Here is a 13,234-nt window from a genome sequence, read left to right on the forward strand (position 1 = left end):
CTAACCTAAATCACTGTCAACGGGCGGCGCACGCCGCACTCGCCCCGGGAGTCGACACTGTCCGCCACCCTATCCGTACCCACCGTTCCACCGGGGACGGTGGCCGCCCGCCGACGAACCAGGGTCCGGGCCGCCGGACTCGGGGCGGGTCTGCTGCTGCTCGTCACCGTCGTGGTGCTCAGCGTAGCCGTCGGCGCGCGACAACTCACCCCCGTCGAGGTCTGGCAGGGCCTGTTCTCCGCCGCCTCCCCCGAGCATGCGGTGGTCCAGCAGATGCGGCTGCCCCGCACGCTGCTCGGCCTGCTCGCCGGCGCGGCCCTCGGCGTGGCCGGCGCGCTCATGCAGGCACTCACCCGCAACCCGCTCGCCGACCCGGGCCTGCTCGGCATCAACGCCGGCGCGTCCGCCGCCGTGGCCACCGCCACCGCGCTGTTCGGCGTCGCCACGGTGCGCGGATGGATCTGGTTCGCCCTGCTCGGGGCGGTGGTCGTCACCGTCGCGGTGCACGCCGTCGGCGGCGGCCGGCAGGCCACCCCGGAGCGGCTGGCGCTGGCCGGCGCCGCCCTCAACGCGGTGCTCTACTCGTACGTCAGCGCGATGATGCTGCTCGACTCCGCCGCGCTGGACCGGCTGCGGTTCTGGACCGTCGGCTCGCTGGCCACCGCCGACTTCACCACCGTCGGCACGGTGGCCCCGTTCATCCTGGCCGGGCTCCTGGTCGGACTGGCCGGGGCCCGCCCGCTCAACGCCCTGGCCCTCGGCGACGACGCGGCCCGCGCCCTCGGCGCGCGACCCGCCCTGGTCCGGGCCGGCACCGTCACCGCGGTCACCCTGCTCTGCGGCGCGGCCACCGCCGCCTGCGGCCCGATCGTCTTCGTCGGTCTGCTCGTCCCCCACCTGGTACGCGCGCTGACCGGCCCGGACCTGCGCTGGCTGCTGCCCTACGCGGCGGTGCTCGCACCGGTGCTGCTGCTCGGCGCCGACGTGCTCGGCCGGGTCCTCGGTCGACCCGGTGAACTCCAGGTCGGCCTGGTCACCGCCGTGCTCGGCGGGCCGCTGTTCCTGCGTCTGGTGGCCCGCCGATGACCCACACCGGGTCTGCCGGCCCGTCGCCCCACACCGGGTCCACCGGCCCGTCGACCCGCCCCCGCCCGCCGGTGCGGGTGGTCCGGCTCGGCGGAGGACGTTCGGTGCGCTGGCGGGGCCGGTCCCTGGCGGTCGGGCTCGGCGTCACCGCCCTGGTCGTCGTCCTCGGGGTGGCCGCGATCGGCGGCGGCGACTACCCGATGAGCACCGCCGACGTGCTGCGCACCCTCACCGGCGGCGGCACCCCCGCCGAGGACTTCATCGTCGGCGAGCTGCGGCTGCCCCGACTGGTCACCGCGCTCGGCGTGGGGGCCGCCCTGGCGCTGTCCGGCGCGATCCTCCAGTCCCTGGTCCGCAATCCGCTGGGCAGCCCCGACGTGCTCGGGGTCACCCAGGGCGCGGCCACCGGCGCGCTGGTCGTGGTGGTGCTCGGCGGCGGCACCCTGCTGCTGTCCGGGGCGGCGCTGCTGGGCGGACTCGCCACCGGCCTGCTGCTGTGGGCGGTCGCGGGCCGGCACGGCCTGCCCGGCTACCGGCTGGTGCTGGTCGGCATCGGCACCACGGCCATCCTCACCGGCGTCAACGGCTGGCTGCTCACCCGGGCGCCGCTGATGGACGCGGCGCGGGCGGTGCTCTGGCTCACCGGCAGCCTCGACGGTCGGGGCTGGGAACAGGCCGTCCCGCTGCTCGGCCTGCTGGGGCTGCTGACGACGGTGGTGGTCGGCGTGGCCCGGCCGCTGTCCATGATCGAGCTGGGTGACGACACCGCCACCGCGCTCGGCGTGCCGGTGGCCCGGGTCCGGCGCCTGCTGCTCGCCGCGGCGGTGCTGCTCGCCGCCGGAGCGGCGGCCGCCGCCGGCCCGGTCTCCTTCGTCGCCCTGGTCGCGCCGCACCTGGCCCGCCGGCTGACCCGGGCACCCGGGCCGAACCTGGCCGCCGCCGCCGGCACCGGAGCGGTGCTGCTGCTCGCCGCCGACCTGGCCGCGCAGCGGGCGGTCGACGGCCACCAGCTCCCCGTCGGGGTGGTCACCGGCCTGATCGGCGGCGGCTACCTGGTATGGCTGCTCGCCGCGCGACGCCGCGCGGCCCGGATCTGAGGAGGACGTGGTGACACCGGAGAGTCGGCTGGGCGGGGTCGGACTGACCCTGGCCTACGATCGCCGGGTGGTGGCCCGGGACCTGTCGGTGGCCGTACCCGACCGGTCGTTCACGGTGGTGATCGGCCCCAACGCCTGCGGCAAGTCCACCCTGCTGCGCGCCCTGGCCCGGACGCTGCGACCGGCCGCCGGGACGGTGCTGCTCGACGGCCGGGACATCCACTCGCTGCGCTCCCGGGAGGTGGCCCGCACCCTCGGCCTGCTGCCGCAGTCGTCGGTCGCGCCGGAGGGCATCACGGTGGCCGACCTGGTCGCCCGGGGCCGCTACCCGCACCAGGGCCTGCTCCGTCAGTGGTCCACCGAGGACGAGCAGGTGGTGACCCGGTCGATGGCCGCCACCGGCGTCGGCGAGCTGGCCGACCGGCCCGTCGACGAGCTGTCCGGTGGGCAGCGGCAACGGGTCTGGATCGCGATGGCGCTGGCCCAGCAGACCGACCTGCTGCTGCTCGACGAACCCACCACCTACCTGGACGTCGCCCACCAGATCGAGGTGCTCGACCTGTGTGCCCGGCTGCACGAGGAGCAGGGCCGGACCCTGGTCGCGGTGCTGCACGACCTGCACCACGCGGCCCGGTACGCCACCCACCTGATCGCCCTGCGCGACGGTCGGGTGGTGGCCCAGGGCGACCCCCGCGAGGTGGTCACCGCCGCCCTCGTCGAGGAGGTGTTCGGGCTGCCCTGCCGGATCGTCGAGGACCCGGAGACCGGCACCCCGCTGGTCGTCCCCCGGGCCCGGCGGCGCGGTCAGTCCGGGCCGGTGACCGCGGGGTAGTCGGCGGCGGTCAACGGGCCGGCCGACAGCGAGCCGTCGGCCCGGGGCACCTCCAGCGGCCCACCGCGCAGCAGGAACGACACCCCGGAGACGTCGGCGCGACTGTCCAGGGTGCAGACGATCTGCCCGTACGCCAGCACCTCGTCGCTGCGACCGGACTCCTCCCCCAGCGGCTCGACCTCCACGTGCGCCCGCCCGTCGACCAGCCGCGCGCCCAGCACGTGCACCGCGCCCGGCAGGGCGGTGCCGAGGCCGGCCGCCCGCTCGGCCTGGGTGGGGCCGGCCAGCAGCCGACGCAGGTGCCCGTCCACCCCACCGGCGGCGTCGACCTGCCGGACCGTCCGGACCAGGCGCCCGTCGCGGACCAGGCAGAACGCCTGCTCCACCCGGCCCGGGACGCTGCTGGCGGCCGGAGCGGCGGGAGGCCCGAACGGCGGTTCGACGCCCCGGGGCCGGTCGTCGACCGGCACCCCGCACCCGGCCGGCAGCAGCAGCGCCACCACCGGCAGCAGCACCCACCACCGCACCGACGGCGGCACCCGCCGGTACGCGCCCCGGCCGCCGCGCCCGGTCACGTCCGGCTCCCCGGCAGCTCCACCCGGAACCGGGCACCGCCGCCGGGCCGGTCGCCGACCGAGGCCCGGCCGCCGTGGGCGGCCGCATGCTGGGCGACCAGCGCCAGCCCCAGCCCGGTACCGTCCCCGCCGGCCCGGTCGTGTGCCGCCCGCCCCCGGACGAACCGGTCGAAGACCACCTCCCGGTCGGCCACCGGCACCCCCGGACCCTCGTCGTCGACCTCCACCATCCCGACCCCGTCGCGGACCCAGAGCCGCACCGCGACCGGGCCGCCGCCGTAGCGGACCGCGTTGTCCAGCAGGTTCACCAGCACCTGCTCCACCCGCCGGGGGTCCACCGACCAGAGTCCCGGCGGGGGCGGGCCGGCGTCCACCAGCGACTCGGGCAACCCCCGCCCCCGGCACACCGCCCGGGCCAGCGCCAGCACGTCGACCTCCTCCCGCTGCACCGGCCGGTCGCTGCGGGCCAGTTCGATCAGGTCGTTGACCAGCCGCTGGAACCGGGTGATCTCCTCGCTGACCAGGCCGGCGGCGGTGGCCGTGCGATCGTCCAACCCGTCCCGACGCCGGGACAGCACGCTCGCCGCCGCCGACAGCGTCTGCAACGGTGAGCGCAGCTCGTGGGCGACGTCGGCGGCGAACCGGCGGTCCCGTTCGATCCGCACCGCCACCTGGTCGACCATCCGGTTGAACGAGGTGGAGAGCCGGGCCAGGTCCGGGTCGGTGCCGGGGGCGAGCCGGGCGGTGACGTCCCCCGCCGCGATCTTCTCGGCCGCGTCGGCCACCGCCGTCAACGGCCGTAACCCGTGCCGGGTGGCGTACCAGCCCAGTGCCGCACCGGAGCCGGCCACGGTGACCGCCACCACGGTCAGCGCCAACGCCAGCACCTGGAACGTCTGCTCCAGCTCCCGCAGCGAGGTGATCTCGTAGTAGCCGGTCGACTCCGCCAGCGGCACCCCGACCAGCAGGGCGGGCTGCCCCTCGACCCGGATCCGCTGCACCCCCGGCTCGCCGTCGGTGACCATCGCCATCAGCCCGGCCGGCACCGCGCCGGACGGCCCCTCGTCGGCTGTCCGGGCGTACCAGCGGCCGTCGCGGTACACCAGCGCCCGACGGCTGCCACCGGTGTCCAGGGTGCGCAGCACCTCGTAGACGTCCGGGGTGTCGGTGTCCAGACCGGCGCGGACCACCGCCGCGTCGAAGTACGCCGCCCGCAGCGCGGTCCGCTCCCGCTCGTCGAGCAACGAGCGTCGCACCAGCTCGTACGAGATCAGCGCCATCAGCGCCGACAGCAGCAGCGCACCGACCGCGAACGCGGCGGTGACCCGGGCCCGCAGGCCGAGCCGCCTCATCGTTGCAGCTTGTAGCCGAGGCCCCGCAGGGTGACCAGGTGCCGGGGGTTGGCCGGATCGGCCTCGATCTTCTGCCGCAGCCGGCCCACGTGCACGTCGACCAGCCGCTCGTCGCCGGTCTCGTAGCCCCACACCCGGCTGAGCAGCTGCTGCCGGGACAGCACCCGCCCGGCGTGCTCGGCCAGCTCGCAGAGCAACCGGAACTCGGTCCGGGTCACCGGCACGGGCCGCCCGGCCCGGCGTACCTCACCGGCCTCCGGGCTGATCTCCAGCGCGCCGAAGGCCAGCACCGGCACCGTCGCCGCGGTCACCGACACGACGCTGCGGCCCCGGCGGCGCAGTGCCCGCAGCCGGGCCGAGAGTTCCTTGATGGCGACCGGCTTGACCAGGTAGTCGTCCGCGCCGGCCTCCAGCGCGGCGACGATGTCGTGGGTGTCGTCGCGGGCGCTGACCACCACGATCGGCACGTCGTCGTGGCGGCGCAACTGCCTGATGCACTCGAAGCCGTCCAGGCCGGGCAGCATCAGGTCCACCAGCACGTAGTCGGCGGTGTCCTGCCGCTGCGCCCGCAGCCCCTCCTCGGCCGTGGCCGCCCCGCGCGCCAGGTAGCCCTCGTCCTCCAGGGCCAGCAGCAGCGCCAGACGGATCCGGTCGTCGTCCTCGATCACCAGTACGCCCGCCATCGGCAAATCGTGCCCGGTGCGCTCCGGCGATGACGACCCGCCTACGGGGTACGCGAAATTTGTCACGCAACTGACATACGTCTGCGCGGCCCCCGCCAACCTCGCCCAGCAGGCTGGAATCCGGACAGCGAACCGGAAGGAGGGCGATCGTGGGAGCGTCCCGCCCGGAGTGCACCGTACCGCTGGTGGAGGTGTGCGTCACCGACGACCTGGACCTGGCCGCGCTGGCCCGGTCCCGGCAGGTCTTCGACCGGCTCGTCGAGCTGCGCCCGGCACACGTGGTGGTGGACCTCTCGGCATGCCGGCACCTCGACGCCGCCGCCGTCGGGCTGCTGCTCGACGTGCACCGGCAGCTGACCCGCCACGGCGGCGTGCTGACGCTGCGGGATCCCAGCCCCCGGGCGATGCGCGTGCTGAGCGCCGCCCGGGTGTCCCGGGTGCTGCCCATGGTCACCACCCCGAGGGCACTGTCGGTGGACGGCGGTCTGGTCCCGCCGGCCGTCCACCGGCAGCCCGCCCCGCCCCGGCTGCGGGAGCACAGCCGGTGAGCGGCACCGGGATCGTCGCCGCCGTCGTGGTCGGGCTCGTGATCGGCGCGCTGGGCCGGCTCGTCGTCCCCGGCCGCACCCAGCTGCCGCTCTGGCTCACCCTCGCCGTCGGCCTGGTCGCCGCGCTGCTCGGCACCATCCTGAGCCGGCTGGTCGGCATCGACGGCGACGGCTACACGCTGCGGCAGCTGATCGTGCAGGTCGGCCTGGCCGGGGTCGCCGTGGCGCTGGTCGTCGGGACCGCCGGCGGCCGTGCCGAGCGCTGACCCACCCGATCCGGTCGTGACCCGGCGCGCGGGGTGTCCGGTCGACCACCGCGCGCCGGGCCACGACCACCGGGCCACCGACGTCGACCCTTCAAGGAGGAGACCGATGACCGTCGTACCGGACGACCCGCTGATGACGCTGATCTGCGACAGCTGCGGGACGGTGGCGAGCGGCCCGGCCTGCGTCCTGCCCGACGCCGAGGTGGTCTGGACGTTCGTCGCCGAGCAGGGCTGGACCGGTTCCCCGTTCGCCACCGGCCCGCACCGCTGCCCCCGCTGCGAACTCCTGCCGGCACCGGCGCCGCAGGCCCGCGCGCCGCGCCGCGCCGACCCGCTCGGTGTGCTCGGCGTCGAGCACCTGGACGAGGTGGCGATCGTCACCGCCGCCGGGGACCTGGACATCGCCACCGGCGACGACCTGCACGGGGTACTGGCGGAGGCGGTCGACGCCGACCGGCACGTGGTGGTCGACCTGGTCCGGGTGCACCTGATCGACTCCACCGCGCTCGGGGTGCTGGTCCGGGCCCGGCAGGAGGCCCGGCACCGCGGCCGGCGGCTCAGCCTCGCCGGGCCGTCCCGGTTCGTCCGCACCGTGCTGCACACCATGCGGCTGGACCGGGTCTTCCCGGTCTTCGACACCCGCCGGGACGCGGTGGACTGGTCCCGGTCCGCCGGGTCCGACCGCTCCCCGGTCAGGAGCACGGCACGGTGATGCCGGGGCTGCGGCCCGACGGGCCCGGTTCCGCCGGGCGTCCCGCGTCACAGGGGTGTCAGCGCGGGGCCGCCACGTGGGCCGGCGGCTGGGGGCCGAACGTGTCGAGGAAGCGGTCCCGGAAGGTGTCCATCCGCCACACCGGCGCGTCCGGGCCGGGGCGCAGGCCCTCCTGCCAGCCCCAACCGGCCACCCGGGCCAGCACCGCCGGATCGCGGGCGACCACGGTGATCGGCACGTCCCGGCTGGCGTTCGGGCCGGTGACCAGCGGGGACGGTTGGTGGTCGCCGAGGAAGACCAGCACCAGGTCGTCGTCGCCGTAGGTCTGGACGTAGGAGATCAGGCTGTTCAACGAGTATTCGATGGCCCGGCGGTAACCGGTGCGTACCTCGGTGGTGTTCCGCCCCACCACGTCCTTGGGGTTGAACGCCACCGACGTCGGGCGGCGGTAGATCGAGCCGTCCCCGACGTGGTCCCAGTCGAGCATCCGGGGGATCGCCGCCCACGGTGAGTGACTGGAGATCAGCGGGATCTCCGCCATGATCGGCGCGCGGTCCGGGGTGGCCCGCTCCCGACGCTGGAAGGTGGACAGGGTGTACTGGTCGGGCATCGGCGCATAGCTGAACTGCGGCCCCCGATATTCCAGCCCGGCCGCGTCGTGGTAGCGGTCGTAGCCGAAGAAGGCCCCCTCCGGCCAGGGCGAGGTGGCCGCCGGCATCACCCCGACGGTGTCCCAGCCGGCCCGCTGGAACGCCCTGTTGAGGGTGAACCGGTCGCTGGCCAGCAGGCTGTCGTGCCGCTGCTGGTTGTCGATCCACAGCCCGGACAGCAGCGTGTCGTGGGCCAGCCAGCTTCCGCCACCGGCGGTGGGCGAGGTCAGGAAGCCGCTGCGGGCGGTGAAGCCGGCGGCGGCCAGCCGCCGGGTGCCGCCGTCGAGCACCGCGCCGACCTGCCCGGCGAACTCCGGGTCCTCGACCGCGTCCCGGCCGTAGCTCTCCACGAAGGCCAGCACCACGTCCTTGCCGCGCAGCGCGGTGAGCAACTGGTCACCCGGGGTGTCCCGGTAGGCGTCCCGGGCGACCTGGCCGGCGAACTCCCGCCGGTCCCGCAGCCCCGCGCCGACCTGCCCGACATGCTGGCCGACCAGGATGGCGGTGCCGGAGTCGGCGACCGGCACGCCGAGGGTCGCGGCGGCCACCCAGAGCGCGGTCAGCCCGGCGACCACCCGGACGGCGGCCCGGCGGTGCCCGGTCGCCGCCCGGGTCAGCCGCTGCACCGACCGGACGGTGAGCACCAGCAACGCGACCACCAGGGCGACCAGGCCGACGGCGGCGGCGAGCGCGCCCCCGCCGCCCACCGCGTCGGTGACGAAGGCGTACCCGTCGTCCAGCAGCACCCAGTCGACGACCAGGTCGAACGGGCGGGCCAGGCTGGCCGACATGCCCAGGTCGAGCACCTTGACGATGGCGACCAGCCCCAGCGCCACCCCGACCGGCACCGCGACCAGCCGCCGTGCCCGACCGGGCAGCGCCAGCAGCAGGCCGGCGGCGACCAGCCCCTCGATCGGCACCCCGAGGAACGCCGTCGGGGTGAGCTGGTCGTACCGGTCCGGCGCGGTCAGCACGACCAGGACCAGCAGCACGGCCAGCCCGGTGGTCACCCGGGCGGCGACCCGCCGCCAACGCGCCACCGGCACGATGGGCTCAGCCGACGCGGTGGGCTCAGCCGACGCGGTGGGCTCAGCCGACGCGGTGGGCTCGGTTGTCGGAGTGGGTCGGTCGGTCCCGGTGGCGGGATTCCCGGCTACCGTGCTCGGCCGACGCAGACGTGACGACAACGACACTCCGAATGGTCCTTCCTGGGCAGGTCCCGGCCGCGGCCGGGTCGGCGGTCCGACTCAGACCGGCTGGTGGGCGGCGAACGGACGGTCGGCGATGGCGTCGACCCGGGGCCGCAGCGATGGTACGGACGGCAGCGCCGCGACCGACGGCCCCCGGGGCGACAGCGAGCTGGCGGTCGTCGGGGCGGCGGTGCGGGCGACCCGGGCGGGTCGGTGCCACCAGAGCCAGCCCACGTCGTGCCCGAACGACTCGACCAGCAGCGCCAACGCCACCGCGGCCAGCACGGCGGCCGCCGGCCGGGCCAGCAGGTCCGCGGCGACGACGAGCAGCAGCACGCCCTGCGCGGCGGCGACCACCTTGCGCCAGAAGCGCGGCGGCAACGACCCCCGCAGCCAGGGCAGCAGTCGGCCGGCGGCGACGAAGGCGTACCGCAGGCCGCCGATGGCGAGCACCCACGGCCCCACCGCGGGGGCCACCTGGACGCTGAGCACCAGGATGAGGAAGGCGTCGACCTCCATGTCGAACCGGGCGCCGAGCGCGCTGACCGTGCCGGTGCGCCGGGCCACCCAGCCGTCCACCGCGTCCAGGGCCAGCGCCACCGCGGTCATCGGCACCAGCACCCCCAGCGGGGTCGCGCCGTCCAGGCCGGTCACGACCAGGGCGGTCACCCCGCCGACGAGCACCCCCCGGGCCAGCGTCACCCGGTCCGCCGGCCCGAGCCGGTCGGCACCGCCACGGCGCAGACCGCGCCGCAGCGCGACACAGGTGACCACGCCGTACCCGAGGCCGGCCAGCCAGCCGGCGACGTCGAGCCCGACTGTCGCGGCCAGCCCGGCCAGCAGGACGGTCTGTACGGTCAGGCCGAGCACCGGACCGGTTCGAACCCTGGACACCCTGCCTCCGTGTTTATGATCGACGACCTCGGTAATGGGTACGCAGGACGCCGCCGATTCGTTCGGTTCCGCCGGCAGATGAGGAGAAAACCGCGTGATCCGCGACGCCCAGGCCTTCTGGCTCCGTGCTCCCGGGGTCGGTGAGCTGAGGCCGGTCACCCTGCCCACGCCCGGCCCCGACGAGGTGCTGGTCCGCAGCCGCTACTCCGGCGTCAGCCGCGGCACCGAGACGCTGGTCTTCACCGGCAGTGTGCCACCGAGCCAGTACACCGCGATGCGCGCCCCGTTCCAGGAGGGCGACTTTCCCGCCCCGGTCAAGTACGGCTACCTCAGCGTCGGGGTGGTCGAGGCCGGTCCGGCGGCGTTGCGCGGCCGGACGGTGTTCTGCCTGCACCCGCACCAGAGCGCGTACGTGGTGCCGGCGTCGGCGGTGACCCCGGTGCCCGACGGCGTGCCGGCGGCCCGCGCGGTACTGGCCGGCACGGTGGAGACGGCGGTCAACGCGCTGTGGGACGCCGCGCCGCTGGTCGGCGACCGGGTCAGCGTGGTCGGCGGCGGGATGGTGGGGTGCAGCGTGGCGGCCCTGCTGGCCCGCTTCCCCGGGGTCCGGGTCGAGCTGGTCGACACCGACCCGGCGCGGGCGGCGGTCGCCTCGGCGCTGGGGGTCGACTTCGCCCCGCCCGAAGCGGCGACCGGCGGGCGGGACCTGGTGGTGCACGCCAGCGCCACCGCCGCCGGGTTGCAACGCAGCCTGGACCTGCTCGCCCCGGAGGGCACCGTGGTCGAGCTGAGCTGGTACGGCGACCGGCCGGTCGAGCTGTCACTGGGCGGGGCGTTCCACGCCGGCCGGTTGACCGTCCGCAGCAGCCAGGTCGGCACGGTCTCCCCGGCGCGGGCGTCGCGGCGGGACTTCGGCGACCGGCTGGCGCTCGCCCTGGAGCTGCTCGCCGACCCGGTGTTCGACACGCTGCTGACCGGGCGGTCCCGCTTCGCCGAGCTGCCCGACGTGCTCGGCCGGCTGGCCTCGGGGGAACTGCCCGCGCTGTGCCATCTGATCACCTACGACGAGGAGACACCGTGTTCAGCGTGACCGTACGGGACCACATCATGATCGCGCACAGCTTCCGGGGCGAGGTGTTCGGGCCGGCGCAGAAGCTGCACGGGGCGACCTTCGTCGTCGACGCCACCTTCCGCCGTCCGGAGCTGGACGACGACGGCATCGTGGTGGACATCGGCCGGGCGATCGACGAGCTGAAGGCGGTGCTGGCCGACCTGACGTACCGGAACCTGGACGACGAGCCGGCGTTCGCCGGGCAGAACACCACCACCGAGGTGCTGTGCCGGGCCATCGCCGACCGGCTCGCCGACCGGGTGCACGCCGGTGGCCTGGGCACGGGCGCCCGGGAGCTGTCCGGGATCACGGTCACCCTGCACGAGTCGCACATCGCCTGGGCCAGCTACGAGCGGTCGTTGTAGCCCGTGCCGGCGGTGCACGTCGTCCTGCCGGGGGACATCGACGACCCGGCCACGCCCAGCGGCGGCAACGCGTACGACCGGCGGGTCTGCACCGGGCTCGCGGCGGCCGGCTGGACGGTGCGCGAGCACGGGGTGCCCGGGGACTGGCCGTCGCCCGACGAGGCGGCACGGGCGCGGCTGGCCGGGGTGCTGACGGCCCTACCGGACGGCACGCTGGTGCTCTACGACGGGCTGGTCGCCTCGACCGTGCCGGAGCTGCTGGCGGCGCAGGCCGGTCGGCTGCGTCAGGTGCTGCTGGTGCACATGCCGCTCGGCGACGACGTCGAGGCGCGGGCTTTGCCGCACGCCGACGCGCTCGTCACCACCAGTGGCTGGACCCGCGACCTGCTGCTGGCCCGGCATCCCCTCGACCCGGCCCGGGTGGCGGTGGCCGTGCCGGGGGTCGATCCGACCGATCCCGCCCCCGGCACGGCGGCCGGCACCGCGCTGCTCTGCGTCGCGGCGGTCACCCCGGTCAAGGGGCACGACGTGCTGGTCGACGCGCTGACCGGGCTCGCCGACCGGCCGTGGACGCTGGACTGCGTGGGCGCGCTGGACCGCGACCCGGGTTTCGTGGCCGGGCTGCGGCAGCGGGTCGACCGGGCCGGGCTGGCCGGGCGGGTGCGCTGGCACGGGCCGCTGTCCGGGCCGGCGCTGGACGCGGCGTACGCGGGGGCAGACCTGCTGGTGCTGGCCTCCCGCGCCGAGACGTACGGGATGGTGGTGGTCGAGGCCCTGGCCCGGGGGCTGCCGGTGCTGGGGACCACGGCCGGCGGGGTGCCCGAGGCGCTGGGCCGGGCCACCGACGGCGCCGCGCCCGGGATGCTGGTGCCGCCCGGCGATCCGGTGGCGCTGGCCGGTGGGCTGCGCCGCTGGCTGCACTCGGCCGACCTGCGGGACCGGCTGCGGCGCGCGGCCCGTGACCGGCGGGCGGACCTCCCGGGTTGGCCGACGACCGTGACGATGATCTCCCAGGTGCTGGACGGAGTGAGGACATGACCGCGTACGCCACCGACCCGTTCGCCGCCTGGCTGCGGCTACGGGAACCCGCCGACGCCGACGCCCGCAGCCGGGAGCTGGTCGACCGGCTGCGCCACCGGCTCACCGGGGGCCGGCCGCTGGTCGTGCACGACCTGGGCAGCGGCACCGGGTCGATGCTGCGCTGGCTGGCCCCGCTGCTGCCCGGCCCGCAGCGCTGGGTGCTGCACGACCGGGATCCGGGTCTGCTGGAGCGGGCCGGCGCGGCGGTGCCGGTCGCCGCCGACGGCAGCCCGGTCGAGGTGCACACCCGGCGGGGCGACATCACCCGGCTGACCGCCGCCGACCTCGCCGGGGCCGACCTGGTCACCGCGTCGGCGCTGCTGGACATGCTCACCGCCGACGAGATCGCCCGGATCGTGGCCACCTGTGCCGGCGTCGGCTGCCCCAGCCTCTTCGTGCTCTCCGTGGTCGGTCGGGTGACGCTGCACCCCGCCGACCCGCTGGACGCCGAGGTCGCCGCCGCGTTCGACGCCCACCAGCGGCGTACCGTCGACGGCCGGACGCTGCTCGGACCGGACGCCGCCGCGGCGGCCGGCGCGGAGTTCGTCCGGCACGGGATGCCGGTGACCGTGCGGCCGAGCCCGTGGCGGCTCGGCCCGGACCGGGCGGCGCTGGCCGGGGAGTGGTTCGACGGTTGGCTCGACGCCGCCGTCGCCCAACGCCCCGACCTGGCCGAGCGCACGGCCGGATACGCCCGGCGGCGGCGGTCCGAGGCGGCGGCCGGCCGGCTCACCGTCACCGTCGGCCACGACGACCTGCTCGCCGGGGTGGAATGAACCGCGCCGCCGGCCGG

General features: G+C 76.1%; 14 protein-coding genes and 1 pseudogene. 10 read left to right on the plus strand and 5 right to left on the minus strand.

What is annotated here, in order from left to right:
• Positions 1–9 precede the first annotated feature (9 nt).
• From GA0070623_RS05525 to GA0070623_RS05535, 3 genes are all read left to right on the plus strand, one after another.
• Positions 10–1,086 (plus strand): FecCD family ABC transporter permease, encoded by a 1,077-nt coding sequence (locus tag GA0070623_RS05525; protein WP_407937989.1) that lies wholly within the window; start codon positions 10–12, stop codon positions 1,084–1,086.
• Positions 1,087–1,157: 71 nt separating this feature from the next.
• Entirely contained in the window at positions 1,158–2,183 is a 1,026-nt protein-coding gene (locus GA0070623_RS05530; protein WP_067306379.1) for a FecCD family ABC transporter permease, read from the plus strand.
• Positions 2,184–2,226: 43 nt separating this feature from the next.
• On the plus strand, positions 2,227–3,015 hold the full coding sequence (locus GA0070623_RS05535; protein ID WP_067306427.1) for an ABC transporter ATP-binding protein: 789 nt from the start codon (positions 2,227–2,229) through the stop codon (positions 3,013–3,015).
• On the opposite strand, the gene GA0070623_RS05540 is transcribed toward GA0070623_RS05535, so the two are convergent.
• Genes GA0070623_RS05540 through GA0070623_RS05550 form a run of 3 tightly spaced genes read right to left on the minus strand, consistent with a single transcriptional unit; the run spans position 2,988 to position 5,625 of the window.
• On the minus strand, positions 2,988–3,530 hold the full coding sequence (locus GA0070623_RS05540; protein WP_407937990.1) for a GerMN domain-containing protein: 543 nt from the start codon (positions 3,528–3,530) through the stop codon (positions 2,988–2,990). The genes GA0070623_RS05535 and GA0070623_RS05540 overlap by 28 nt on opposite strands.
• Before the next feature lie 56 nt (positions 3,531–3,586).
• Entirely contained in the window at positions 3,587–4,942 is a 1,356-nt protein-coding gene (locus tag GA0070623_RS05545; RefSeq protein WP_067306381.1) for a sensor histidine kinase, read from the minus strand.
• Complete coding sequence (locus tag GA0070623_RS05550) at positions 4,939–5,625, minus strand: response regulator transcription factor (RefSeq protein WP_067306384.1); 687 nt, start codon at positions 5,623–5,625, stop codon at positions 4,939–4,941. The genes GA0070623_RS05545 and GA0070623_RS05550 overlap by 4 nt, the downstream gene beginning before the upstream one ends.
• A 149-nt stretch (positions 5,626–5,774) precedes the next feature.
• Between GA0070623_RS05550 and GA0070623_RS05555 the strand changes: the two genes are divergently transcribed.
• The 3 genes from GA0070623_RS05555 (at position 5,775) to GA0070623_RS05565 (ending at position 7,151) form a co-directional block, all read left to right on the plus strand.
• Positions 5,775–6,173, plus strand: a complete 399-nt coding sequence (locus GA0070623_RS05555) for an STAS domain-containing protein (RefSeq protein WP_231932676.1) — start codon at positions 5,775–5,777, stop codon at positions 6,171–6,173.
• Positions 6,170–6,439, plus strand: a complete 270-nt coding sequence (locus GA0070623_RS05560; protein WP_067306388.1) for a transglycosylase — start codon at positions 6,170–6,172, stop codon at positions 6,437–6,439. The genes GA0070623_RS05555 and GA0070623_RS05560 overlap by 4 nt, the downstream gene beginning before the upstream one ends.
• A gap of 106 nt (positions 6,440–6,545) precedes the next feature.
• Complete coding sequence (locus tag GA0070623_RS05565) at positions 6,546–7,151, plus strand: STAS domain-containing protein (RefSeq protein ID WP_067306392.1); 606 nt, start codon at positions 6,546–6,548, stop codon at positions 7,149–7,151.
• 58 nt (positions 7,152–7,209) lie between these two features.
• Here the strand turns inward: GA0070623_RS05565 and GA0070623_RS05570 are convergent.
• Positions 7,210–8,844: pseudogene (locus tag GA0070623_RS05570) on the minus strand (sulfatase-like hydrolase/transferase); the annotation flags it as partial.
• Positions 8,845–9,048: 204 nt separating this feature from the next.
• A complete protein-coding gene (locus tag GA0070623_RS05575) occupies positions 9,049–9,885 on the minus strand; it encodes a CDP-alcohol phosphatidyltransferase family protein (protein WP_084261233.1) in 837 nt (278 codons plus the stop codon).
• 94 nt (positions 9,886–9,979) lie between these two features.
• Here GA0070623_RS05575 and GA0070623_RS05580 point away from each other — a divergent pair, with 94 nt between their 5' ends.
• The 4 genes from GA0070623_RS05580 to GA0070623_RS05595 are packed head-to-tail and all read left to right on the plus strand — an operon-like array spanning position 9,980 to position 13,217.
• Positions 9,980–10,975, plus strand: coding sequence for a zinc-dependent alcohol dehydrogenase (locus tag GA0070623_RS05580; RefSeq protein ID WP_067306395.1), 996 nt, complete (start codon positions 9,980–9,982; stop codon positions 10,973–10,975).
• Positions 10,963–11,361: a 6-pyruvoyl trahydropterin synthase family protein gene (locus tag GA0070623_RS05585; RefSeq protein ID WP_067306398.1), complete on the plus strand. Its 399-nt coding sequence runs from the start codon at positions 10,963–10,965 to the stop codon at positions 11,359–11,361. Before GA0070623_RS05580 ends, GA0070623_RS05585 begins: the two co-directional genes overlap by 13 nt.
• Before the next feature lie 3 nt (positions 11,362–11,364).
• A complete protein-coding gene (locus GA0070623_RS05590; RefSeq protein ID WP_067306401.1) occupies positions 11,365–12,399 on the plus strand; it encodes a glycosyltransferase family 4 protein in 1,035 nt (344 codons plus the stop codon).
• Positions 12,396–13,217 (plus strand): class I SAM-dependent methyltransferase, encoded by an 822-nt coding sequence (locus tag GA0070623_RS05595; protein ID WP_067306404.1) that lies wholly within the window; start codon positions 12,396–12,398, stop codon positions 13,215–13,217. Before GA0070623_RS05590 ends, GA0070623_RS05595 begins: the two co-directional genes overlap by 4 nt.
• Positions 13,218–13,234 lie beyond the last annotated feature (17 nt).

It is taken from the genome of Micromonospora rifamycinica, from assembly GCF_900090265.1.
Taxonomy (GTDB): domain Bacteria; phylum Actinomycetota; class Actinomycetes; order Mycobacteriales; family Micromonosporaceae; genus Micromonospora; species Micromonospora rifamycinica.

What these genes read in the sequence shown, in the direction of transcription:
- GA0070623_RS05550 (WP_067306384.1), bottom strand. Translation starts at nt 5,625, where the DNA reads ATGGCGGGCGTACTGGTGATCGAGGACGACGACCGGATCCGTCTGGCG.
- GA0070623_RS05595 (WP_067306404.1), top strand. Translation starts at nt 12,396, where the DNA reads ATGACCGCGTACGCCACCGACCCGTTCGCCGCCTGGCTGCGGCTACGG.
- GA0070623_RS05545 (WP_067306381.1), bottom strand. Translation starts at nt 4,942, where the DNA reads ATGAGGCGGCTCGGCCTGCGGGCCCGGGTCACCGCCGCGTTCGCGGTC.
- GA0070623_RS05565 (WP_067306392.1), top strand. Translation starts at nt 6,546, where the DNA reads ATGACCGTCGTACCGGACGACCCGCTGATGACGCTGATCTGCGACAGC.